General features: G+C 59.9%; 21 protein-coding genes. 10 read left to right on the top strand and 11 right to left on the bottom strand.

The features are described from left to right. The first annotated feature begins 279 nt into the window (after positions 1 to 279). The 5 genes from PY649_RS32590 (at position 280) to PY649_RS32570 (ending at position 5781) form a co-directional block, all read left to right on the top strand. The gene (locus PY649_RS32590) at positions 280 to 1158 is read left to right on the top strand and encodes a carbohydrate ABC transporter permease (protein ID WP_285873061.1); all 879 of its coding nucleotides are present in this window, start codon (positions 280 to 282) and stop codon (positions 1156 to 1158) included. Next, the gene (locus tag PY649_RS32585; protein ID WP_285873060.1) at positions 1155 to 2069 is read left to right on the top strand and encodes a carbohydrate ABC transporter permease; all 915 of its coding nucleotides are present in this window, start codon (positions 1155 to 1157) and stop codon (positions 2067 to 2069) included. Before PY649_RS32590 ends, PY649_RS32585 begins: the two co-directional genes overlap by 4 nt. Before the next feature lie 4 nt (positions 2070 to 2073). Next, positions 2074 to 3177, top strand: coding sequence for an ABC transporter ATP-binding protein (locus PY649_RS32580; protein ID WP_285873059.1), 1104 nt, complete (start codon positions 2074 to 2076; stop codon positions 3175 to 3177). A gap of 43 nt (positions 3178 to 3220) precedes the next feature. After that, the gene (locus PY649_RS32575; RefSeq protein ID WP_285873058.1) at positions 3221 to 4468 is read left to right on the top strand and encodes an ABC transporter substrate-binding protein; all 1248 of its coding nucleotides are present in this window, start codon (positions 3221 to 3223) and stop codon (positions 4466 to 4468) included. Between the two features lie 161 nt (positions 4469 to 4629). Next, the gene (locus PY649_RS32570; protein ID WP_285873057.1) at positions 4630 to 5781 is read left to right on the top strand and encodes an FUSC family protein; all 1152 of its coding nucleotides are present in this window, start codon (positions 4630 to 4632) and stop codon (positions 5779 to 5781) included. Positions 5782 to 5902: 121 nt separating this feature from the next. On the opposite strand, the gene PY649_RS32565 is transcribed toward PY649_RS32570, so the two are convergent. After that, positions 5903 to 6379, bottom strand: a complete 477-nt coding sequence (locus tag PY649_RS32565; RefSeq protein WP_285873056.1) for a MarR family winged helix-turn-helix transcriptional regulator — start codon at positions 6377 to 6379, stop codon at positions 5903 to 5905. A 97-nt stretch (positions 6380 to 6476) separates the two neighbouring features. Here PY649_RS32565 and PY649_RS32560 point away from each other — a divergent pair, with 97 nt between their 5' ends. Further along, complete coding sequence (locus PY649_RS32560) at positions 6477 to 6845, top strand: antibiotic biosynthesis monooxygenase family protein (RefSeq protein WP_285873055.1); 369 nt, start codon at positions 6477 to 6479, stop codon at positions 6843 to 6845. A gap of 71 nt (positions 6846 to 6916) precedes the next feature. On the opposite strand, the gene PY649_RS32555 is transcribed toward PY649_RS32560, so the two are convergent. After that, positions 6917 to 7360: a VOC family protein gene (locus tag PY649_RS32555; RefSeq protein ID WP_120705560.1), complete on the bottom strand. Its 444-nt coding sequence runs from the start codon at positions 7358 to 7360 to the stop codon at positions 6917 to 6919. 5 nt (positions 7361 to 7365) lie between these two features. Continuing rightward, positions 7366 to 7800 (bottom strand): VOC family protein, encoded by a 435-nt coding sequence (locus PY649_RS32550; protein ID WP_285873054.1) that lies wholly within the window; start codon positions 7798 to 7800, stop codon positions 7366 to 7368. Between the two features lie 418 nt (positions 7801 to 8218). Between PY649_RS32550 and PY649_RS32545 the strand changes: the two genes are divergently transcribed. Both PY649_RS32545 and PY649_RS32540 read left to right on the top strand, forming a co-directional pair. Next, positions 8219 to 9124 (top strand): IclR family transcriptional regulator, encoded by a 906-nt coding sequence (locus PY649_RS32545; RefSeq protein WP_285873052.1) that lies wholly within the window; start codon positions 8219 to 8221, stop codon positions 9122 to 9124. A gap of 210 nt (positions 9125 to 9334) precedes the next feature. After that, complete coding sequence (locus PY649_RS32540; RefSeq protein ID WP_285873051.1) at positions 9335 to 10084, top strand: metallophosphoesterase family protein; 750 nt, start codon at positions 9335 to 9337, stop codon at positions 10082 to 10084. A 164-nt stretch (positions 10085 to 10248) separates the two neighbouring features. Here PY649_RS32540 and PY649_RS32535 read toward each other — a convergent pair whose 3' ends face one another. The 8 genes from PY649_RS32535 to PY649_RS32500 all read right to left on the bottom strand — a co-directional run bounded on the left by PY649_RS32535 (position 10249) and on the right by PY649_RS32500 (position 20168). Then, on the bottom strand, positions 10249 to 13398 hold the full coding sequence (locus tag PY649_RS32535) for an efflux RND transporter permease subunit (protein WP_432761449.1): 3150 nt from the start codon (positions 13396 to 13398) through the stop codon (positions 10249 to 10251). Between the two features lie 20 nt (positions 13399 to 13418). Next, positions 13419 to 14570, bottom strand: coding sequence for an efflux RND transporter periplasmic adaptor subunit (locus PY649_RS32530; RefSeq protein WP_285873050.1), 1152 nt, complete (start codon positions 14568 to 14570; stop codon positions 13419 to 13421). Positions 14571 to 14643: 73 nt separating this feature from the next. After that, positions 14644 to 15252, bottom strand: coding sequence for a TetR/AcrR family transcriptional regulator (locus PY649_RS32525; RefSeq protein WP_285873049.1), 609 nt, complete (start codon positions 15250 to 15252; stop codon positions 14644 to 14646). Positions 15253 to 15380: 128 nt separating this feature from the next. After that, positions 15381 to 15860: a hypothetical protein gene (locus tag PY649_RS32520; RefSeq protein WP_285873048.1), complete on the bottom strand. Its 480-nt coding sequence runs from the start codon at positions 15858 to 15860 to the stop codon at positions 15381 to 15383. A gap of 154 nt (positions 15861 to 16014) precedes the next feature. Next, a complete protein-coding gene (locus PY649_RS32515) occupies positions 16015 to 16446 on the bottom strand; it encodes an OsmC family protein (protein WP_285873047.1) in 432 nt (143 codons plus the stop codon). Between the two features lie 192 nt (positions 16447 to 16638). After that, positions 16639 to 17592: an L-arabinose ABC transporter permease AraH gene (gene araH / locus PY649_RS32510; RefSeq protein ID WP_285873046.1), complete on the bottom strand. Its 954-nt coding sequence runs from the start codon at positions 17590 to 17592 to the stop codon at positions 16639 to 16641. 17 nt (positions 17593 to 17609) lie between these two features. Further along, positions 17610 to 19115, bottom strand: coding sequence for an L-arabinose ABC transporter ATP-binding protein AraG (gene araG, locus PY649_RS32505; protein WP_285873045.1), 1506 nt, complete (start codon positions 19113 to 19115; stop codon positions 17610 to 17612). Between the two features lie 69 nt (positions 19116 to 19184). After that, entirely contained in the window at positions 19185 to 20168 is a 984-nt protein-coding gene (locus PY649_RS32500) for an arabinose ABC transporter substrate-binding protein (protein ID WP_285873044.1), read from the bottom strand. A 224-nt stretch (positions 20169 to 20392) separates the two neighbouring features. Here PY649_RS32500 and PY649_RS32495 point away from each other — a divergent pair, with 224 nt between their 5' ends. Next, complete coding sequence (locus PY649_RS32495; protein WP_285873042.1) at positions 20393 to 21160, top strand: FadR/GntR family transcriptional regulator; 768 nt, start codon at positions 20393 to 20395, stop codon at positions 21158 to 21160. Positions 21161 to 21192: 32 nt separating this feature from the next. Then, positions 21193 to 22371, top strand: coding sequence for a galactonate dehydratase (dgoD, locus tag PY649_RS32490; protein ID WP_285873041.1), 1179 nt, complete (start codon positions 21193 to 21195; stop codon positions 22369 to 22371). Positions 22372 to 22530 lie beyond the last annotated feature (159 nt).

Below are 22530 nucleotides of genomic sequence, written 5' to 3'. Positions count from 1 at the left end.
CAAAATAATTGGCGCCTCCATATGAACAGATGCGGCGTTAGCCACCGTAGAGCCCCCTCTCCCGGGTGAGGGGCCTGGCACAGAATTGCGACGGCAGCGGACTTGCCCGACTTCAAACTCTTCCCCTGCCCCTAACGGCAAATGAATCCCCTGGCGTCATTGACATCTGCGGCAACCCGCCCCAATATTTAATTCATTATGAACTAGAGGAAGTTCATATAAAAACAGGACTTGCAGGCTTTCTGAGGAGTGAGCGGCACAGACCTGGGGAGGAGGCTCATGGGAATCCGGTGGAGCCGTGTCACGCCGCATCTGGCCGTTGCGCCGGCGGCCCTGATGACGCTCGTATTCTTTATCGGCGCCATTGCCTGGACGGTCTATCTGTCCTTCACGGCGAGCCGGCGCTTTCCCGATTACGAACTGGTCGGCTGGAAGCAATATTGGCGGCTGTTTCATGACGCCTCATGGCTGCTGTCGCTGCAGAACCTGGTGATTTTCGCGATCGGCAGCCTGTTTTCCATCATCCTCGGCTTCATCCTGGCCGCGATGATCGACAAGGAAGTCCACGGCGAGGGCATCTTCCGCACTATCTTTCTCTATCCGCTCGCCATATCGCTGATCGTCACCGGCCTCGTCTGGCGCTGGCTGTTCAATCCCGGCCTCGGCGTCGAAAACGTACTGCATGCGCTCGGCTGGCAAAGCGCCTCGTTCAACTGGCTGGCGAGCCAGGACACCGTCATGTTCGGCGTCATTCTCGCCGCCGTCTGGCAGTCGACCGGCTTCTTCATGGCGCTGATGCTCTCCGGTCTGAAATCGATCAACACCGAGATCTGGCAGGCCGCCCGCCTGGATGGCGTGCCCTTCTGGCGGCTCTATATCGAAGTCATCATCCCGATGATGAAGCTCACCTTCTTCACCTGCATCATCCTGCTCTGCATCGGCGTGGTGAAGGCCTATGACATCATCGTCGCCATGACCAATGCCGGCCCCGGTGGCACCTCGATCATGCCCGCCTATTTCGTCATCGATGCCTATTGGCAGAAACAGAATCTCGGCTATGCCTCGGCCGGTGCGACGATCATGCTGCTGACCACGCTGGTCCTGTTCCTGCCGCTGGTTCTAGTGACCGTTTGGAGACAGAAGAGGAGCGCGACATGACGGCGATCAGTTCCAATGCCGGCACGTCGGCGCCTGTTACCGTCAAGGCGAGGCGGCGGCCCTTGATCCGGCCGAGCCGCGTGGTGATCTTCGTCTTCCTGCTGATGGCGGCCGCCTTCTTCGCCGTGCCGCTCTACGTGGTCATCGTAACCTCGTTCAAGACGATGGATCAGATCCGCCTCGGACAGATCTTCTCCCTGCCCTCGCCCTGGACCACGGAAGCCTGGTCCTATGCCTGGACACAGGCCTGTTCCGGCATGAACTGTAACGGAGTGCGCGTCGGCTTCATCAATTCGCTCTATATCCTGGCGCCGAGCCTGGTGCTGACGATCTCGCTTTCGATCGTCACCGGCTATGGCCTCGCGCTCTGGAACGTCAAATGGGCGAACGGCTTCCTGTTCGTGCTGTTCATCTGCGCCTTCGTGCCCTTCCAGATCATCATGTATCCGCTGATCAAAATCGCAGGCGGCCTGCATATCTACGGCACCACCTTCGGTATCGCCGTCATTCACAGCGTGTTGTCGCTGCCCTTTCTGACCCTGATCTTCCGCAATTATTTCCGCGGCCTGCCGCAGCAGATCATCGCGGCGGCGATGATCGATTCCGGTTCCTTCTGGCGCATCTTCTTCGAAATCGTCCTGCCGATGTCGGGCAATATCATGGTCGTTGTGCTGATCCTGATGATCACCGGCATCTGGAACGACTTCCTCGTCGGCCTCACCTTCGGCGCGCAGGACACGCAGCCGATGACGGTGGTGCTGAACAACATCACCGTGACGACGACGGGCGCCAAGAACTACGCGGTCGACATGGCCTCGGCGCTGCTCACCGCCCTGCCGCCGCTCGTCATCTATTTCGTTCTCGGCAAATTCTTCGTGCAGGGCATCACCGCCGGCGCAATCAAGGGATAGCTTAATGCCGACCATTGCCTTCAATAATATCGTCAAGAAATTCGGCGCCCTCACCGTTATCGAAAATCTCAACCTGGAGATCGGCGACGGCGAATTCCTCGTTCTGCTCGGCCCTTCCGGCTGCGGCAAGACCACCCTGCTCAATCTGCTGGCCGGACTTCTGGAGATCGACCGCGGCGAGATCAGGATCGGCGAGCACGACGTCAGCTATCTCGACCCCAAGGACCGCGGGCTTGCCATGGTCTTCCAGTCCTATGCGCTTTATCCGACCAAGACCGTGCGCGGCAACATGAACTTCGGCCTCTCTTCGCGGGGCATTTCCCGGGAGGAAGCCGACAAGCGCATCGCCTGGGCGGCAAAGCTCCTGCAGATCGAGCACCTGCTCGACCGCAAGCCGTCGCAGCTTTCCGGCGGCCAGCGCCAGCGCGTCGCCATCGGTCGGGCACTGGTGAAGCAGTACGGCGTCTGCCTGTTCGACGAGCCGCTCTCCAATCTCGACGCCAAGCTGCGCAACGAGATGCGCATCGAGATCAAGAAGCTGCATAACCAGTTGAAGAACACCGTCGTCTACGTCACCCACGATCAGGTCGAGGCCATGACGATGGCGACCAAGATCGCGGTCATGGACAACGGCGTCATCCAGCAGTTCGGCACGCCGGACCAGATCTACAACGAGCCTGCCAATCTCTTCGTTGCCGATTTCGTCGGCTCGCCGGCAATGAACGTGCTCGATTGCACGGTCAAGCAGAACGGCACCGGCCTTGTCGCGGTCGACGAGCCGAACGCCGTCTCGATCAATCTCAGTGCGTACAAGTGGAAGAACAAGGGCGTTGCCGGCAGCGCGGTCAAGGTCGGCTTTCGTGCCGAGGATTTCTTCACGGAGCCGCATGAGGACGGCGGCGAGACCGTGCGTTTCGACTGCCCGGTCGAATATTTCGAGAAATCCGGCCCGGACGCCTTCGTGTTTCTGACGCTTGCCGGGCGGACGGTCGCCGTTCGCATCGATGGTCGCAATGCCAATCGCTACCGGGGCCGCACCGAATTGCCGGTCTATCTGCCGCTCGACAAGCTGAACGTCTTCGACGCGCGGACGGGCCAGCGGCTGTGAGGCTTAAGTGTTTTGAAGATAAGTCTGATGGGAGGAAGGAAGCATGATGAAGTGGAAAACTTTTGGCCTGGCCGCGGCGTTGCTGGCGGGTACAGTGCTCGGCGGCACGGCTTCGGCCGATGAGGTCGTCGTCTATCATACCTGGTCGAAACCCTCCGAAATCGCCGCGCTCGGCGTATTGCGAGACGCCTGGGGCAAGGACGGACACCAGTGGAAGGACCTGTCGATCGCCCATGATTCCGGCGCCAATGTCAGCCTGATGAACATGATCACCGGCGGCAATCCGCCCGCGATCTTCATGAACTCCGACCCCGGCATCTATCGCGACCTGACCAAACAGGGCCTTGGCGTCCCGTTGACCAAACTCTTCGACAGCATCGGCGCCACCAAGAATTTTCCGCCGGCCGTCCTGAAGAACATCACCGTCGACGGCGAGATCATGAAGGCGCCGGCGACGGTCCATATCGATGGCATGATCTACTACAACAAGCACGTCGCCGAAGCGACCGGCGTCGATCCCAAGTCCTGGAAATCCCTCGACGATCTCTTTGCGGATTTCGACAAGGTGAAAGCCAAGGGCTATATCCCGATCGCGCAAGGCGGCGACCAGTTCCAGAAGGCCTACCTCCTGCAGGCGGTGATCGCCGCCGAGGTAGGCCCCGATATTTACAATCGCTTCTATGGCGAAAAGCCCGACAAGAGCGTCATCGACACGCCGGAAATGCGCACGGCGCTGAAGCGCTTCCGCCAGATTCAGCAGCACACCGATCCCGGCTCGCCGAACCGTCAGTGGAACGACACGACCAATCTCGTCATCACCGGCAAGGCGCTGCTGCAGATCCATGGCGACTGGATGAAGGGTGAATTCCTCGCCGCCAACAAGAAGCTCGGCACCGATTTCGACTGCATCAACATCCCCGGCACCAAGGCCGTGGTGGTGACGGTCGATGCCTGGGGCTTCCTGAACACCAATAATGCTGATACCGCCAAGGCCCAGGAGGACTTTGCAAAACTCGATGTCGATCCGAAAATCAACGCCGCTTTCGTCTTGAAAAAGGGCGCAAGCCCCGTTCGCACCGATGTCGACACCACCAATCTCGATGCCTGCAACAAGCTCGTCCTCGACACGCTGAAGGACCCGAACAAGCAGGTCTCCAACCCCTTCAATACCGCTGACGCCGACTGGTATCGAACGATCTGGGAGGAGGCCGACAAATATTGGAGCGACCCGAATCGCAGCGAGGACGATTTCGTCAAGGCCATGCAGGATGCGTATGATCAAATCTTTTGATCGCGCTTGCGAAGCAATCGTGGCTGAACCCGGCGAGAGCGATTTCGCCGGGTATTTTTATCTTATGGAAGCTTGCGACGGCAGTGCTTTGTGATTGTCATAACGATCACGCGGCAGCTAATAGTTATGTCATGCCGGGCTAATTGAGATTGAGTTTCTCAATGAGTGACAGAACTCCAGATGAAACCGATATCGAAAGCCGCACGCCGGAGCGCGCGGCGCCGGCTGATGCGTCCGGCCCGCTCCTCAATTACAAGAAGATGGCCTGGAATGCCGTCTCATGGATTGATCGGTTCGACCCTGGTGTTCACCGCCGCATCAAAGGACTCCGGCTTGTCACCGCCTATGGGATCGCAGCCCTGCTCGGTACCCTTCACGATCTGACGCATATGACCGGCGGAGCTTCCATAAGCGTGCTCGCCGGCGGCATCGCGCTTTGGGCGAGTGTTTCAGAGGCGCGGACATCGCGTTTCGAATCGAGCCGGGATATCGCACTTCTCACCGCATCGGCGACGGCGGGTGCATTTGTTATGGCCGTAAGTGCTGCCGCTCTCAACGGAACCGGACTTCCCGGCGTTGAACTTATATTGGCGAGTGGTGCTTTCCTTGTCGGCTATCTCAAACGCTTTGGAATTCTCGGCGGCGGGATAGGGTCGCAGGTCTATATTGGCCAGCTCCTGGCCTATAGCCTGGGCCTCACGGCGGCGGACATGAAGGCTATTGTGACGGCAGGCCTGATTGCCGCCGTCGCGGCAATCGTTCCTCGACTCCTGAGCGGGCCCGCCGAGCGATCGGTTCTTCCGCCCACCATGGCGATGCCAAAACGCGCCGAGCACGGCTGGTGCTCGCCAGAATTGATAACCGGATTGCAGGCGGCCATTGCCGCCATAGCTATCGTCGCGTTGCGCGACAAGTTCGGCATGCAGGAATCCGCTTGGGCCATAACCGCCTGCACTTACACCGTGACGAATTCGTTCACCGGAACGATGGAGCGTACTCGCGGACGCTTGATCGGCACGATGATCGGCGTTCCCTTGGGCCTTGCCTGGCTCCCGATTGCCGCAGATGCCCAAATCCTGATCTGGATCATGGCGGCAATCGCAATGATCATCTACGCCATGGCTCTTCCTGAGCGTTACGATATTGCATGCGCCGCCTTCGCCTTTGCGCTGGTTGTCACCTTGGCGGCCAGCGGCGAATATTCAGCGTGGGTGCTTGCGGCGCGCATTTGGGAGACATTCATTGGCGCCGCTCTAGGAGTTGCGTCGGCAATCCTTCTTCTGCCTTTGCGTAAAAGGTACTTCGAAGGATAGAGCGTATCTTCTCGCGGCAAGACTTGAAGCAGAGACCGAGATCAATCCGCACAGGTCCGCCGACCACGCTCAGGAGAACATCGGACCAGCCAGTGAATGGTGACGGCATCGCGGATGGCGATCAGTCGTGCTTTTCAGCATCCAGTTCGCCATCAAGTCGTTCCCGCAGCGCCGCCATGACGCGATGTGCGGTCTGGATGTCTTCAAGCGAGAGCCCTTCGGTCATCGCGTTGACGCGCGGGTTATAGGCTCTGATCGCGGCGTCATAGGCTAGCTGTCCTTTGTCGGTCAGCACCACGAGGTGCGCCCGCCGATGATGTGGGTTGGGCTCGAATACGACCAGACCTTCCGCATGCAAGTCATTTACGATCCGCTGCACGTTCTGGCGGTTTGCCCCGAGATCTCGGGCCAGCCATGCGACCGGCTGCGCCCGATCAGCATTCACGATGGCGCCGAGTATCTGCCATCGCGCGCTAGTCAGTCCGTAAGCCGCCACAAGCCTGTCTCCCCAGGTCAGGGTCAGATTGTTCACCCTGAACATCGAAAGGATCAGATCGGTCAAGGCTTCGCCTGCCGGGCTTCTCGTCGCTTCATTCATTTGTCACCATATATTATTATTGACATCATAATGTCAAAATATTAGATATGCATCACACCACATTGACATCATTATACCAATATGAACGGAGGTTCAAATGACGCACATGCAACCACTCGACGAAACATTTCCGATTGGCCGCCAGCTCGCTGTCAAGGCCGCACCGGTCGTGCTCGTCAATCTCTTCACGCTCGATCCAGCCGACGAAGCGCGTTTCCTGGAAGTCTGGAAGGACGATGCCCATTTCATGAAGCGGCAGCCCGGCTTCATCTCGACGCAGCTTCATCGGGCTCTGGGCGATAACCCGACTTACTTGAACTATGCCGTTTGGGAGTCGACCGAGGCGTTTCAAGCGGCGTTCACTCACCCGGACTTCCGCGCCGCGGTCACCGCATATCCGTCATCCGCTGTCGCCAGGCCACATCTTTTCCAAAAGGTTGGTGTTGCTGGCATCTGCACGGCCTAAACATGGAACCCTGGTCACCGCCGGAGCGATTTTCATCGCCCGCGGCGGCATCCGGGAGAAAGGGTGCACCCTCAGGCCGGCTCTTTTCGCAGCCGTTCTATGGCCTGGAACTGGATGCAGTTCGGCGCCATTTCCATGACCTCGATCTGCGTGCCGTCGGGATCTTCGATCCAGCCGCCCCGATTGTGATCGATGCCGGGCTTTTCCGGGCGCGGCTTGCTTGGATAGATACCGACTTTCGCCAGTTCGGCGAAGGTCGTGTCGATGTTTTCGACCGTCAGGCAGATGTGGAAGATGCCGATGCTGTTGGGCCCGGTTTCCGGCCTGTCGACGCCCTTGGGGAACAGTTCGAGATATTGGTCGTCATTGATGCGCAGATAAACGATCCACGCCTCGCCCTTGTCGTTCAACAGCCGCGTCATCTCACGAAAGCCGAGCTTGTTGTAGAAGGCGAGCGACGCATCCAGATCGGCAACGCGCAATGCGATGTGGCCGAGATGCTTGAAGAGATCCATCGCAATCAGCCTCCGGCCTTGATGCGGGCGATGGCCTGCAACTGCAGCGCCTTCTCGCCGAGCTGCATCAGCTCGATGCGGTTACCCTCGGGATCGGTGATCCAGGCCTGATAATTGTGATCGACACCGAGCTTCTTTTCGGCGGTCAGCACGACGCCCTTGCCGGTCAGCTCGGCAATTGCACCGTCGATATCGTCGACTTCCAGGCAAAGGTGGTTGAACCCGACATTGGCGAAGGGCGGTGCGCTGTCGCCGACCGCATCCGGAAACAGCTCAATATATTGCGTATCGGTGATGCGCAAATAGACGATCCAGAGACGGTTGTCGCGCTCCAGGCGAAACATCTCATCAAAGCCGAGCTTGTTGACGTAGAAGTCGAGCGACCGCTCGATGTCCTTGACGCTGACGGCGACGTGGCCGATCGATTTCACATTCTTCACGTGCAGTACCTCCTCTTTGGACTGCTTACAGCGCCGCGCGTCTTTTGAGACGCGCTAAGGACGCTGTAACACTTTGAAATGCTGCATAATTTCCCCCTTAAATCGAATCCGATTTAAGGAATTATGCAGTAGCCAAGGCCGTCGCGGCTTGGCGATCTCCTCTCAACCATCAGGCGCATCCGCTCCCACGGATATCGCCGGCTTCGACATCAGGACCGTCATCGCAAATATATGCGGAGGATGTGATGCCATATGTTTTTATTTGAACTATGATGCGTTCACGTGTGAATTTAGGAGTAATTTTCTGCCAAAGTCAATCGCAGTGATGGTGCATTGCGTGGAAGCGGCGCTTTGCGTAAGGAATGCAGGGGAAAAGGGTGGAGGATGCCCGCCCACGGCATCCGTCTAGGGATTTCGCATGGCTGACATCAGTGAAGAAGCATCGCAGAAATATCGCATTCCGGTCATCGAGCGGATGGTGGATGTCTTTGCCTTGCTCGAACGGACGCCGGAAGGTGCGACGATCCGTGAGATCGTCAAAGCCGTGAAGCTATCGCGGACCACGGTCTACCGCATGCTGAATACGCTGAGCGCGCATGATTTCGTCCACCGCTCGCCCACCGGCACCTACACGCTCGGTCGGCGGTTGCTGACGCTCGCAGCGCATGTGGCGCCGAATGTCGCGAGTTACGATCTCCTGGCGATCGCCCAGCCGCATCTGAACCAGATGTCTGATGTGACGGGTGAAGGCGGCAAGCTTACCGTGCTGTCGGGCGACGAAATCCTCGTCGTTGCCGCGAGCCAAGGCCGCGGCCAATATGCGCTGACGGCCTCCGCCGGCCAGCGGCTGCCGATCCATGCGGGCGCCGCGGGCAAGATACTGCTGGCATTCTCCCCGCAGGAGGATATCGAGCGGCGCCTTACTAAGCTCGAAGCCCTGACAAACCAGACGATCTCGGACCCGGCACGTATGCTGGAGGAACTCGCCCTCATCCGGGAACGCGACTGGGCGCGTGACACGGGCGAACAGATGGTCGGCGTTCATGCCTTTGCTGCCCCCGTTCGCGATGCCTCGAATGCGGTGATCGCCGCCGTCAGCATCCCGTTCGTCGCCGGTGTCGAAGAGCGTCGTGTCGAGGAAATTCGCCGTACGGTGATCGCAACGGCACGGACGATTTCAAAGGACGTTGCGGGAGCGTCGAAGGATGAGCCTGCGGCCGATATTCCAATGACCGTGGCTCCATCGGCGAACAAGCATGCATCCGTCGCAAAACGCTCCAATGCGGCAGCCACCAGGGGACGCGTTGGCCACGTCAAAGCGTAGCCACGTCTATCCTCTTGTTTTGCTTAACCTTAGAGTAAGTCCCGCCTGTCGACGCATCTTGCGCTGAGCTACCGGCTGGTCTACCGTCGTGTCGCTGCCTTAAAATGGCGGAATTATTGGAATATTTTCAAAAGATTGTACCGCGTGTTGGCATATGCGTCCATGACCGGACTATTTCATCGACTTATCGGCAGGAGGACGGCGAAGTTCATGGAACAGCACCGGCGGCAACGCATCGATCTGACAGCAGAGGGCTATACAGCCATCTACGCGATAGGCGATATCCATGGCTGCTATGACTCATTGATCGAAGCGGAGAGGCGCATCATCGAGGATGCCAGCACGATTACTGGCCGGAAGGTGCTGATGCTTCTTGGCGACTATGTCGATCGTGGTCCGCGATCGAACGAAGTGCTGCAGCATCTGTGCGAGCCGCCGCCTGCGGGCTTTGACCGTTACATCCTCTGTGGCAACCACGACGACGTCTTCCTAAAGTTCCTGGACGATCCGCGCGCCAATAGCCATTGGCTCGAGTTCGGCGCCGTCCAGACGCTCACCTCCTATGGCGTCGACGCGGAATATCTGCTGCTGGAAGAGGGCCGGAGCATCGAGGAATTCTGCGAAACCGTTCGGCAGGCTGTCCCGCAGGCACATGTCGAATTGCTGCGCTCTCTGCCGATCGCCATCCTCGTCGGCCCCATTCTGTTCGTCCATGCCGGCATCCGGCCCGGCATACCGCTTGCCGAACAAACCGACCAGGATCTGATCTGGATCCGCGACCCCTTCCTCACCGAAGGACCGCAATTGCCGGTGCTGGTGGTCCATGGTCACACGCCAGGCCTGGAACCCGTCTTTGGCAATCAGCGCATTGGCATCGACACTGCCGCCGCGATGGGTGGCAGCCTGACTGTCCTCAAGATCGCCGACGGCCGCCAGACGATCCTGACGCAGGTCTTCTGAGCAGTTCCAGGAAAAGTGCGAAGCGGTTTTCCGTCCGGAATCGCGTAAAAACAAACATTAAAGCGGTTCAGGCGATTCCGCTTGAACCGCTTTAAGCAACCCGCCGATAAAATTAAAGGGGCCTCAGCCTATGCCGAGACCCCTTCTCGCTTTGCCCGCGCTTATTATTCCGCTGCTATAGCCGGTGGCAGATGATCCACGGCGTCGTTGCTCTCCTGTTGCACGGCCGGCGCTTGCTCCTTCTTTTTCGGCTCGCGGCCGAAGAAGAGCGCGTAGCCTGCCGGCAGCACGAAGATGGTGAGTACGGTGGCGACCAGGATGCCGCCCATCATGGCGTAGGCAAGCGGCCCCCAGAAGACGCCCCGCGAGATCGGGATCAATGCCAGCACCGCCGTCAAGGCCGTCAGCATGATCGGCCGGAAACGCCGGACGGCCGAGCCGATGATCGCCTCCTTCCGGTCCATGCCCGCCGCGATATCCTGGTCGATCTGGTCGACGAGGATGATCGAATTGCGGATGATGATGCCGAGCAGCGCGATGACGCCAAGGATCGCCACGAAGCCGAAGGGCGCGCGACTGATCAGCAGAGCACCGGCCGCGCCAATGATACCGAGCGGGCCCGTGGAGAGCACCAGCATCGCCTTGCCGAAATGCTGGAGCTGCGCCATCAGCAGCACGACGATGATGACCAGCATGATCGGTGCCTTGGCGGCAATCGAGGCCTGGCTTTCGGCGCTGTCTTCGGCACCGCCCTGAATCTCGATCTTGTAGCCCGCCGGCAGGCTGTTTCTGAGATCGGCCATGTCGTTATAGAGCTTGGCTGTCACGTCGTTCGACTGAACGTCGTCGGGAAGCGTAGCCCGGACCGTGATCGTCGGCAGGCGATCGCGGCGCCACTCGATGCTCTGCTCCATTACGGGCACCACCTTTGCGACCTGCGACAGTGGCACGAAACCGCCGGAGTCGGTCGGGATATAGATGGAATTGACCGAGGTCAGCAGGTGACGGCTAGCGTCCGGTTCCCGTGCGACAATGCCCACGGTCTCCTCGCCCTCGCGATAATTGTCGAGGGTGACGCCGGACATCGAGGCCTGCAGCATCTGGCGGATACGCTGCGAGGTGACACCGAGTGCGCGGGCGCGGTCCTGATCGATCACCAGCTTCATGGCCGGCACCGGCTCGAGCCAGTCGTCATGGATGGCGCCAAGCAGCGGGTTCTGTGCAAAGCGCGCCTTCACCTCGTCGGCAATGTGGCGAACCTCCTGCCGGTCCGGACCCATCACGCGCAACTGCACCGGCCAGCCGGTCGGCGGGCCCAGGAACAGGCGGTCGACCTTGCCACGGACCGACGGGAAATCCGCCGCCAGGATGCCACGCATCTTGGTGATCAGCCGCTCGCGGGCTGGCTCGTCCTTGGCCATGACAAGCATCTGGGCATAGTTCGGGTTCGTCAGCTGCTGATCAAGCGGCAGGAAGAAGCGCGGCGCACCCTGGCCGACATAGGTGGCGATGAACCGTTTGTCGGGATCATCGGCCATGCGGGCTTCGAGGGCCTGCGCCTGGCGTTCGACTTCCTTGATACTGGTGCCTTCCGGTAGCCACAGATCGACCAGAATTTCCGGCCGCGAAGACTGCGGGAAGAAATTCTGCGGGATGAACTGGAAGGACCACAGGCTGCCGACAAAGGCGACCAACGTCAAAAGCAGCACGATGACGCGATGACGCACGGCCCAGCTCACTGACGAGCGCAGGCGGCGGTAAAAGCGGGTGTCGAAGACATCGTGATGCTCTCCGGCATGATGGCGCTGCTTCAGGATCATGTAGCCGAGCCAGGGCGTGAAATAGACCGCGACGAACCAGGAGATCACCAGCGCGATGCCGACGACGTAAAAGAGCGTGCGGACATATTCGCCGGCTGTCGATGCGGCGAAGCCGACCGGGATGAAGCCGGCCGTGGTGATCAGCGTGCCGGTCAGCATCGGGAAAGCTGTCGAGGAATAGGCAAAGCTGGCTGCATCGAGCTTGACCAGCCCCTCCTCCAGCTTGCGTTCCATCAGCTCGACCACGATCATCGCATCGTCGACAAGGAGGCCGAGCGCGATGATGAGGGCGCCGAGCGAGATACGCTGCAGGTCGATGCCGAGCTCGTACATCATGGCGAAGGTCGCCGCCAACACCAGCGGAATGGCGATGGCGATCACCAGGCCGGAGCGCCAGCCGATCGACAGGAAGGAGACGATCAGCACGATCACCAGCGCCTCGCCGAGCGCATGCATGAACTCGCTGATGGCGTCGGTCACCACTTCCGGCTGGTTGGAGATCTGATCGACCTGCACGCCGACCGGCAGCGACGCCTCGAAACGCTTGTAGGTCTCTTCCACCGCCTTGCCGACGTCGGTCACCTTGTTGCCATTGGCCATGACGACGCCGAGTTGGACGCTCTCGTGACCGTTATAGAGGAACTTGGCCGTGTAAGGGTCTTGCAGCCCGGCGCTCACCGTTGCGATATCGCCGAGACGCGTTACCTGGCCGCCGGCAGTCAGCCGGAGATTCTTGATATCCTCAATCTTGTTGACGTCACCCTCGACCGAGATGCGCACGGAGCGCGTGCTGGTATCGACCGAGCCCGCCGGATCGACTTTGTTCTGACCGACGATCGCATTCTGCAAGGCAGTCAGCGTCAGACCGCGCTCGGCCAGCACCTTGGAGGAGACATCGATATAGATCTGCTCGGGCTGGTCGCCGATGATCACAGCCTTCTCGACGCCGGGCGTCGCGAGCAGCATGTCGCGGGCTTGGATCGCGAATTTCTTTAGCTCGGGATAGCTGTAGCCATCGCCGCTGATTGAATGCAGGGTGATGAAGGTATCGCCGAACTCATCGTTGAAATAGGGGCCTTGCAGCCCTTCCGGCAGCGTATTGGCGATATCGCCGACCTTCTTGCGCACCTGATAGAAGGCGTCCTTCACCTGTTCGGTGTTGGTGTCGCCCTTGATCTGGACGGTCGTGATCGCAAAGCCGGCGCGGGTATAGGATTTCACCCAATCGAGATGCGGCGTTTCCTGCAGCTTGCGCTCGATCTTGTTCACGACCTGGTCTTCCATGTCCTGCAGCGAGGCGCCGGGCCAGATGGTTTCCACCACCATGACGCGGAATGTGAAATCCGGATCTTCCTTCTGGCCCATGTGCGTGAGCCCAAGCGCGCCGGCGATGATGATCAGTGCAAACAGGAAGCGCGCGATGCTGGGATGGGCAATCGCCCATCGCGACAGGTTGAAACGCTTCTTCTCTTCGGAGGTGCTGTTCATAGTCATTGTCCCGCCCCTCGATTGGTTTAGCGCACGATATCAGCAGCCACGGCGCTGCCATTCGTTTCTGCCGACGCCTGCTGAGCAGTCGGCACCTTGACCTTCATATTTTCGCTCATGAATTGCGTGCCGGCGGCAACGACGACATCGCCGGCCTTGAGACCATCGGCGACGCGCACGCCGTCATCGGCGAAATCGGCAACCTTGACGCTGCGGGAATGCACCGTGCCGGCGCTGCGATCGACCAACCAGACGATCTGCCGGCCATCCTTCTGAGCAAGCGCGCTTAGTGGGATAGAGACGTAAGGCTGGGTATTGTCGGCTTGAGCCTCGATTGTCGCGGTCATGCCGAGCAGGACGCGCGGATCGTTCGGCAGGCTGACGCGGACTGCAAAGGTGCGCGACTGAGCATCGGCACTTCCGGACACTTCACGGACCTTGCCGTCCAGCACCAGCGCATCGTCAGACCAGAAGTGCGCCTTGACGTCCTTGCCGACCTTGAACTGCGCGATGTCCATTTCCGGAACGGCGATCTGCACTTCCTTTTCGCCGTCGACGGCGACGGTGATAACGGGCGTGCCGGAACCGACCACCTGACCGACATCGGCATTGATGGTCGTCACTATGCCGTTCATGTCCGACGTCAGATCGGTGTAGGCGACCTGGTTCTTTGCTTCCGCGAGCGCGGACACTGCGGAATCGCGCGTCGATACGGCCTGATCATAGGAAAGCTCGGCCTGTTCCAGCTGCGATTTCGGCGCGACGTTCTTTTCGAAGAGCTGCTGGGCGCGATTGCGCGCAAGCTCCGTTGTCTGCACTTGTTTTTCTGCAGCACCAAGATCGGCCTGCGAGCGGCGCACAGCCAAGGCGAAGTCAGTGGAATCGATGCGCGCGAGTACATCGCCGGGCTTGACCTTCTGGCCGATATCCACCTTGCGCTCGACAATCTTGCCGTTGACACGGAAGCCGAGGTTCATATCCGTCCGTGCCCTGACCGAGCCGGAATAGTCGAGCATGCGCGTCGTATCCGCCTGAGCGATCTCAACGACCTTCACGGGCCGGATCACTTCCGCCGTTTCCTCTTTCTTCTCGTTGCAGCCCGAAAGCGTGAGCGCAACGGCGGCAAAAAGTGCAGCGCCGGCAGCGGATCGTATAGTGGTGGTCGTTAGCGAGACCATGTCGCTCTCCTTGATGAAACGGCTTTAGTCAAATGCAATGCAAGGGCACGCGGATCATCCGGCATGCGGACTGTTATTTCTTCAGGGCTCTAAGAGCGAAGTCGATGAGTTCGTCGGGCTCGGCCCGGTTCGTTTTGGCGAGACATTGCGCGACCATCTGCGGATGACACAAAAGGATCGTCGCCGCGCCGAAGCACTTCGACGCGGAAGCCGGATCCTGTTCGGCGAACTCGCCGGCCGCGATGCCCTCGGCAATGATTTCAGCCAAGAGGTCGTGGATCCGGTCGATGTGTTTTTCGATCACATGCCAATCGCGCTCGATGGCGACGACCACCATCTCATGCACTTTCTGTTCGTCGAGCATCGTCTCGAGCGTCATTTTGAATTGGGCATGGACGTAGGCGCGCAGCCGCTCGGAAGCGCTGATCCGCAGATGACGGATGTCGTAGGCCATCTTGTAGCTCTGCGCCAGCATGCGGCCACAGACGGCCTGGTGGATTTCCGTCTTGGACGCGAAGAAGCGGTAGATATTCGCGGTCGACATGCCGAGATCGCGGGCGACATCGGCGACCGTCGTCTTGCTGTAGCCGTAGTGGCGAAACAGCTTTTCGGCGGAATCGAGGATCCGCGTTATGTTTTCCTGACGCGCAGGATCGGCGCTGACATCAGAAAGATCGAGCATGGATGCACTTTCGATTTACGAGTGACGATTTTTAATTTTCGTCAGTCGTAAATCATCAAAGCCGATATGTCAACAAACCGCCCCGCGAAGCGAGACGGTTGAAACGTATCGTCGATAGATTGATCGGCTCAGGCGCCCTGAAGCTGCGGGCGGAAGCGACGCACGCTCAGGAAGCCTACGATAACGACGACCGCCAGCAGCACGAGCTGCGAGGCGAGGACCGGCGGGGCATTATCGGCGGGAGCCAGAGCGTGCAGCGGCGGAATCTTCTGGAACGACTGCACGATCAGCACGAGACAGTTGAAGAAGAGCAGCGCGAGAGCGCCGACGACGTAGACCGGCCGCCAAATCCCGGCCAGACGGTACTTGTAGAGCGCCAACGCGGTGGGGATAAAGATCAGCACGCAAAGCGTGCCGACAACGATCCCCGGCGTTACCCCGTTGAACGGAAAGAGGAAACCGGTGAGGCTGGTAAGGATCGTGGTGACCATATAGACCAGTGTGGTGCGCTCATAGCGCTTGCCGGTCAGGAAACCATGGGCCACCGCTATGCCGGTGACAATAGCGATCAGGCTGATAATGACGTGAATCAACGTAAGTCCGGACATTCAAACAATCCCCTTCGCGCAATGTATTTTCTGCGCGGAGCTTAGCCCGGCTATTGGATGCGGGATTGTAGATTTACGGCGAAATATGTGTGAAACCGCACGCATTTGCGTGCAAAAACGCCGCGCGACAGACGCGGCGTTTCCGTCGGAAACGTTAGGCCGCGTGGACTTCCAGCGTAATCGGAACGGAAGCAAGCGCCTTGGAGACCGGGCAACCGGCCTTGGCCTTATTGGCGAGTTCGGTGAACTTGGCTTCGTCGGCGCCGGGAACTTTACCGGTCAGCGTTAGGTGGATCGCGGTGATTGCAAAGCCGCCTTCGACGCTTTCGAGCGTGACCTTGGCGGTCGTTTCCATGCTCTCGGCGGTAAAGCCGGCCTCATTGAGGATCAGCGACAGAGCCATGGTGAAGCAGCCGGCATGGGCCGCGCCGATCAGCTCTTCCGGATTTGTACCGGCAACGCCTTCGAAGCGGCTGGCAAAACCATAGGGATAGTGATTGAGCGCGCCGCTCTGGGTCGAGATCTGACCCTTGCCGTCCTTCAGACCGCCGGACCACTGGGCCGAACCTGTACGATTGATCTGCATGCCGTCCTCCTTGTCGTTGATTGAGCGTCGGAAAAGGCCCCTTGCCCTCCCCGCAATGACCGATGGGAAGCAGCCGATCCAACCTGAAAGCCGGATGCTCCAGGGCTGCCCCAACCGGCAATATAATGCTCTATCCGTCGAAGACGACAGGGCCGTAACAATTAACCTGCCGGCTCTGGCCAACGCCTTTGGTTATCCCCTCCGGCGCCCGGCAGCGGCCGACCGGATATTGTCCAGTGTCACGGCTATCAGCAGGATCGAGCCAAGGACGAGATACTGATAGAAGGCGGGAATATTGAGAAGATTCATGACGTTCTGCGCGATGCCCATGATCAGCACGCCGACGATGACGCCGCTCATCGAGGCCCGGCCGCCTGCCAGCGACACGCCGCCGAGCACACAGGCCGAGATGACCAGCAGCTCGAGCCCGATTGCCGCATTCGGTTGACCGGAAGTGATGCGCGACGACAGCAGAATGCCGGCGATCGCGCAGATGAAACCCTGCAGCGTGAAGATCCAGATCCGCATCGTGGCGACGTTGACGCCCGCCAGTCGCGAAGCCTCCGGATTGCCGCCGATCGCCAGCGTGTTCTTGCCGAAGATGGTGCGGTTCAGAACGAAGCCGAACAGGAGGAACAAGATCACCATGATCCAGATCGGCGTCGGAATGCCGAGAAAGGTCGAGAGCGCCAGCTGATAGAAATTCGGATCGTTGATGCCGACGGCGCGGCCGTCCGAGGCGATCAGCGCCAGACCGCGGACGATCTGCATGGTGGCGAGCGTTGCGATCAGCGCATTGATGCGCACCTTGGCGATGAGCACGCCATTGACCAGGCCGACGATCGCGCCACAGACCAATGCCGCCAGCAGGCCGAGAATGATGGAGCCGGTGACGTTTGAAGCCATGACCGCGATCATGCCGCAGAAAGCGACCGTCGAGCCGACGGAAAGATCGAAATCGCGTGAGGCCAGGCAGAACATCATCGTGCAGGCAACGATGCCGATCGTGACCACCGATTGCAGCAGGCCGATCATGTTGCGCTCGGTCAGGAAATTCGGAACCGTCAGCGACACGATGACGAAGGCCACCGCGAAGATGACGACGAGGCCCTGTTCGCCGAGAAGGATTTTTTTCATGGAAGACATCGTCGCGTGTTCCCTAGTCAGAATGTGCCTGCGGCGTTTTTGTCCGGCAGCGCGGCGGTAAGAATCTGGTGCTCGTTGAAATCCGCCCGCGCCACATCGGCGGCGACCTTGCCACCGCACATCACGATGATCCGGTCGGAAATGCCCATGACTTCCGGCAGCTCGCTGGAGATGACGACGATCGCCATGCCCTCGGCCGCCAGGTCATAGAGGATTTCATAGATTTCCGATTTCGCTCCGACATCGATACCGCGCGTCGGCTCGTCGACGACCAGCACCTTGACGCCCTGCTCGGACAGCCAGCGGCCGAGAATGACCTTCTGCTGGTTGCCGCCGGAGAGATTGATGATGTCCTGTCTGCGCGACGGCGTGCGCACGCGCAACTTGGCGATGAATTGATCGGCAAGCTGCGCTTCCTTGCGAGGGCTCAATATGCCGAATGGCGAAAAATGCCGCCGCGAGGAGATGGTAATATTCTCCTGGATCGAGCGACCCTGGATAATCCCATCGAGCTTGCGGTCCTCCGGACAAAGCACCATGCCGGCATGGATCGCCGCCTTGGGGTTGTTCGGAGCGACGGTGATGCCATCGATGGCGACCGTGCCCTGATGACGATGGTCCGCGCCGAACAATAGCCGCGCCATCTCACTGCGACCGGCGCCGATGAGGCCGAAGAAGCCGAGGATTTCGCCCTTGCGGACGGAAAAATTGATCGGCGTTGGCAGCCTCCGCCCCGAAAGGCCCTTGACCTCCAGCCGGACGGGTCCGAGCGGCCGTTCGCGCCAGCCCCAGATATTGCTGATCTCGCGGCCGACCATCTCGGCAATGATCTGCTCGCGCGTAACTTTCTTGATGTCAGGATGGTTTGCCGCAAGCTTGCCGTCGCGCAGTACTGTCAGGCTGTCGCAGAGCCGGAAGATCTCGTCGAGCCGGTGCGAGACATAGAGAATGACGGTGCCGTTCGATTTCAGCCGCTCGATCAGGGAGAACATGATCTCGCTCTCGCGGGACGACAGCGACGAGGTCGGCTCGTCGAGCGCGATCACGCGGGCGTCGACCATGACGGCCTTGGCGATTTCCACCATCTGCCGCGCGCCGATCGACAGTGACGACACCTTGGCCGCCGGATCGACGTCGATGCCGATCTCCCGCAGCTTGGCGCGCACGGTTTCGATCAGCGTCTTGCCGCTGATGACGCCCGCCTTGGCCGGAAAGCGGCCGAGCCACAGGTTTTCTGCGACGGTCAGTTCCGGCACCAGCTGCAGCTCCTGGTGGATGACCGTGACGCCGGCGTGAAAGGCATCGCGCGCCGAATGGTAGTGCTGCTCCTGTCCGTCGATCGTTATCGAGCCCGCGTCAGCGGACTGGTCTCCGGAAAGAATGCGGATCAGCGTCGACTTTCCGGCGCCGTTTTCGCCCATCAATCCGTGCACCGCGCCCTTGACGACAGGGAAGGTGATGTTCGACAGCGCCTGAACGCCGGGATAGCTCTTGGAAATGCCGTTGAATTCGAGAAAGGCCATGTTTCTCTCACTGGTAAAAGGACCCGGCGGCAAGGTTGCCACCGGGCCATGATCACCTGGGGAGGGTGATTATTCGATGCCGAGATCCTTGCGGACCTTCTGATAATCGCCGCGCAGGGCCAGCGAACCGGAGGTCAGCGTCAGCTTCGGCGGTTCCTTGCTGTTGGCGATCCAGTCGTACATGTTGATCGCGGTTTCGTAGCCATGACGCTTCGGCGAGATGATGACCGTGCCGAAGAAGCCGGTCGGCTGCGGCTTCTTGAACTCGTTGATGGCCGAGTCTGCACCGCCGATACCGACTCCGATGACATTGGCGGCGGGGATACCGACCGATTCCGTCGCACGCACCGCGCCGAGCACCGCTTCGTCGTTGAGACCGAAGGCAATCCAATATTTCACGTCGGCATGCTTGTTGAGCACGGTCGTCGCAGCATTCAGCGCGGCTTCCGTGTCGGTCTTGGCCTGCGGCGCGTCATAGATGTTTGCGGCCGGGAAGCCGGCGCCCTTCAGCACCGAGATGGCGCCCTCGACGCGGTCGACGGCGGTCGGAAGCTGATCGTAGGAAACACGAATGGCGCCGACATTCTTCATGTCCCAACCGCGCTTCTTGATTTCATCGACGATCGCCTGACCGACGCTCTCGCCGATCTTAGTCGCGGAAATGCCCATATGCGGCACGTCTTCCAGCGGCTTGCCGTCGGCGCTGACCAGACGGTCGTCGACGGTCATCAGCTTGAGCTGGTTGGCGGCAGCCTTGGCAACGATGCCGGGGCCAAGCTTGACATCTGGCGTGCAGATGATGAAGCCCTGCGCTCCCTGGGCGCCGAGATTGTCGATCGCGGCCTGAACCTTTTCGCCGTCTTCAGCACCGATCTTGACGAGCGTGAAGCCCTTCTCTTTGGCGGCGACGTCGGCGAACTTCCATTCGTCCTGGAACCAGGGTTCTTCCGGCTGCTTGACCACGAAGCCGATTTTCACATCTGCGGCGAAGGCCGAGGTGGCGGCGATGACCGCAACCGCACCAGCCAGAATAGCTGCTTTGAAAAAGCGCATGATTCTCTCCCAAAAAAATCCGAAGTGGAGCACCTGCCCTCCCAGGCAGTATTCTTGGAGTATGATAAATCATCATACCAGTCAATTGCCAATGTATGATGATTCGAATAATGTGACTTTTGGGAAGGATGGCCCGCCAAACGGCCCGACGCTTATCGCCATGCGGAATGAATTCCGCTAAGCAGAGCCTCGGCCGCGCGGGAGAGCGACTGCGGAGAAGAAAATTGGATTCGTTTGAACGGCAAGAGCAAAGGCTGAACGCGGCACCGGAGCGCCGCCCACGCGTGCGCAAGAACGTCACAGCGGCGATCGCCGCGGACATCTGTTCCGAACGCTATCCGGCGGGCTCGGCACTGCCGCGCGAAAACGACCTCTGCGACATCTACGGCGTCAGCCGTACCGTCATCCGCGAATCCCTGAAGATCCTGGAATCGAAAGGGCTCGTGCGCGGCAAGCCGCGCATAGGCACCACCGTCTGCGACAAGGACGACTGGAATATCCTCGATCAGGACGTATTGGAGTGGATGGGGCCTTACATAGCCGAATTCGATATTCTCGGCTGCATTCTCGAGGCTCGGCGCACTATTGAGCCGGTGGCCGCCGAATATGCCGCCGAGCGCGCCACAGCCCAGGAGATTGCCGATCTCGACAGGGCGTGGCGGCAGATGCGCGATTCCGGCGACGATCCCGAAGGCTTCACCGAAGCCGACGTGACGTTTCATACGGTGCTCCTGAGCGCCAGCCACAACCAGGTGTTCCGCCGCCTTTCGAGCGCCATCCATGCCGGCCTGAAATATGCGCTCCATGCTTCGAATGTCGCCGTCGACAGCCGCGACGAGGCAATTGCAGTCCATGGCGACCTCGTGGAAGCGCTGCGCCTCCGCAACCGCACCGCCGCGCGAGACTGCGCCCATCGCATGCTGAACCTTGCCGCCCGCGACCTTGCGATCGCCGAAAAGGCGATCAGGCAGGCGGAGAAAAACAAGACCTGAATTCCCGAAATCCGCGGCCTGGCGCCGCTGATATGTTCCCAAAGCCGAAACGGAAGCTTCCCATGAAAATCACCAAATTGACGACCTATATCGTGCCGCCGCGCTGGATGTTCCTGAAGATCGAAACGGACGAAGGTATCACGGGCTGGGGCGAGCCGGTGGTCGAAGGCCGTGCATTGACCGTCCAGGCGGCTGTGCATGAGCTGGAAGACTATCTGATCGGCAAGGACCCCTTCCTGATCGAGGACCATTGGACCGTCATGTACCGCGCCGGCTTCTATCGCGGCGGCGCCATCCACATGAGCGCCATCGCCGGCATCGACCAGGCGCTCTGGGACATCAAGGGCAAGGCCCTCGGCCAGCCCATCCACTCGCTGCTCGGCGGCCAGGTGCGCGACAAGATCAAAGTCTACTCCTGGATCGGTGGCGACCGCCCCTCCGACGTCGCCAACAACGCCAAGGACGTCGTTGCCCGCGGCTTCAAGGCGATCAAGCTCAACGGCTGCGAAGAAATGCAGATCGTCGACACCTACGACAAGGTGGAAAAGGCTGTTGAAACCATCGCCACCATCCGCGAGGCGATCGGCCCCTATATCGGTATCGGCGTCGATTTCCACGGCCGCGTCCATCGCCCGATGGCCAAGGTTCTCGCCAAGGAGCTCGAGCCCTACAAGCTGCTCTTCATCGAAGAGCCGGTGCTCTCCGAAAATCGCGAAGCGCTGAAGGAAATCGCCAATCACGCCTCCACCCCGATCGCACTCGGCGAACGGCTCTATTCGCGCTGGGACTTCAAGTCGGTTCTATCGGATGGCTATGTCGACATCCTGCAGCCCGACCTCAGCCATGCCGGCGGCATCACCGAATGCCGCAAGATCGCGGCGATGGCAGAAGCCTATGACGTGGCGCTCGCGCCGCATTGCCCGCTCGGCCCGATCGCGCTTGCCGCCTGCCTGCAGGTCGATGCCGTCAGCTACAATGCCTTCATCCAGGAGCAGAGCCTCGGCATCCACTACAACAAGGGCAACGACATTCTCGACTACATCTCTAACAAGGAAGTCTTCAAATACGCCGACGGCTTCGTCAGCATTCCGCAGGGGCCTGGCCTCGGCATCGAAGTGGACGAAGCCTATGTCATCGAACGCGCGAAGGAAGGCCATCGCTGGCGCAATCCGGTCTGGCGCCATGAAGATGGCAGCGTGGCCGAGTGGTAAGAGCTTAACCCTTGTAACTTAGGCCTGTCCGTGTGTGCTACTGGTGGCAGCGCGGTGGTGGATGGAAGACCGCCGGACCCAAGGGACACCAAGCCCGTGGGAGAGCCCGGGTCTCCATCTACCGTTCCATCGAACCCGAACAGTCGCCAGGGCCGCAGA

Source organism: Rhizobium mayense, from assembly GCF_030272705.1.
Classification (GTDB): Bacteria; Pseudomonadota; Alphaproteobacteria; order Rhizobiales; family Rhizobiaceae; genus Rhizobium; species Rhizobium mayense.
The sequence above is the reverse complement of the archived record's forward strand: the minus strand, read 5'-3'. Positions and strand labels throughout refer to the sequence as shown.

Excerpts from the sequence above, each read along its gene's own strand:
- PY649_RS32590 (WP_285873061.1), top strand. The coding sequence starts at position 280 with ATGGGAATCCGGTGGAGCCGTGTCACGCCGCATCTGGCCGTTGCGCCG.
- PY649_RS32585 (WP_285873060.1), top strand. The coding sequence starts at position 1,155 with ATGACGGCGATCAGTTCCAATGCCGGCACGTCGGCGCCTGTTACCGTC.
- PY649_RS32580 (WP_285873059.1), top strand. The coding sequence starts at position 2,074 with ATGCCGACCATTGCCTTCAATAATATCGTCAAGAAATTCGGCGCCCTC.
- PY649_RS32575 (WP_285873058.1), top strand. The coding sequence starts at position 3,221 with ATGATGAAGTGGAAAACTTTTGGCCTGGCCGCGGCGTTGCTGGCGGGT.
- PY649_RS32570 (WP_285873057.1), top strand. The coding sequence starts at position 4,630 with ATGAGTGACAGAACTCCAGATGAAACCGATATCGAAAGCCGCACGCCG.
- PY649_RS32565 (WP_285873056.1), bottom strand. The coding sequence starts at position 6,379 with ATGAATGAAGCGACGAGAAGCCCGGCAGGCGAAGCCTTGACCGATCTG.
- PY649_RS32560 (WP_285873055.1), top strand. The coding sequence starts at position 6,477 with ATGACGCACATGCAACCACTCGACGAAACATTTCCGATTGGCCGCCAG.
- PY649_RS32555 (WP_120705560.1), bottom strand. The coding sequence starts at position 7,360 with ATGGATCTCTTCAAGCATCTCGGCCACATCGCATTGCGCGTTGCCGAT.
- PY649_RS32545 (WP_285873052.1), top strand. The coding sequence starts at position 8,219 with ATGGCTGACATCAGTGAAGAAGCATCGCAGAAATATCGCATTCCGGTC.
- PY649_RS32540 (WP_285873051.1), top strand. The coding sequence starts at position 9,335 with ATGGAACAGCACCGGCGGCAACGCATCGATCTGACAGCAGAGGGCTAT.
- PY649_RS32535 (WP_432761449.1), bottom strand. The coding sequence starts at position 13,398 with ATGACTATGAACAGCACCTCCGAAGAGAAGAAGCGTTTCAACCTGTCG.
- PY649_RS32530 (WP_285873050.1), bottom strand. The coding sequence starts at position 14,570 with ATGGTCTCGCTAACGACCACCACTATACGATCCGCTGCCGGCGCTGCA.
- PY649_RS32525 (WP_285873049.1), bottom strand. The coding sequence starts at position 15,252 with ATGCTCGATCTTTCTGATGTCAGCGCCGATCCTGCGCGTCAGGAAAAC.
- PY649_RS32520 (WP_285873048.1), bottom strand. The coding sequence starts at position 15,860 with ATGTCCGGACTTACGTTGATTCACGTCATTATCAGCCTGATCGCTATT.
- PY649_RS32515 (WP_285873047.1), bottom strand. The coding sequence starts at position 16,446 with ATGCAGATCAATCGTACAGGTTCGGCCCAGTGGTCCGGCGGTCTGAAG.
- araH (WP_285873046.1), bottom strand. The coding sequence starts at position 17,592 with ATGTCTTCCATGAAAAAAATCCTTCTCGGCGAACAGGGCCTCGTCGTC.
- araG (WP_285873045.1), bottom strand. The coding sequence starts at position 19,115 with ATGGCCTTTCTCGAATTCAACGGCATTTCCAAGAGCTATCCCGGCGTT.
- PY649_RS32500 (WP_285873044.1), bottom strand. The coding sequence starts at position 20,168 with ATGCGCTTTTTCAAAGCAGCTATTCTGGCTGGTGCGGTTGCGGTCATC.
- dgoD (WP_285873041.1), top strand. The coding sequence starts at position 21,193 with ATGTTCCCAAAGCCGAAACGGAAGCTTCCCATGAAAATCACCAAATTG.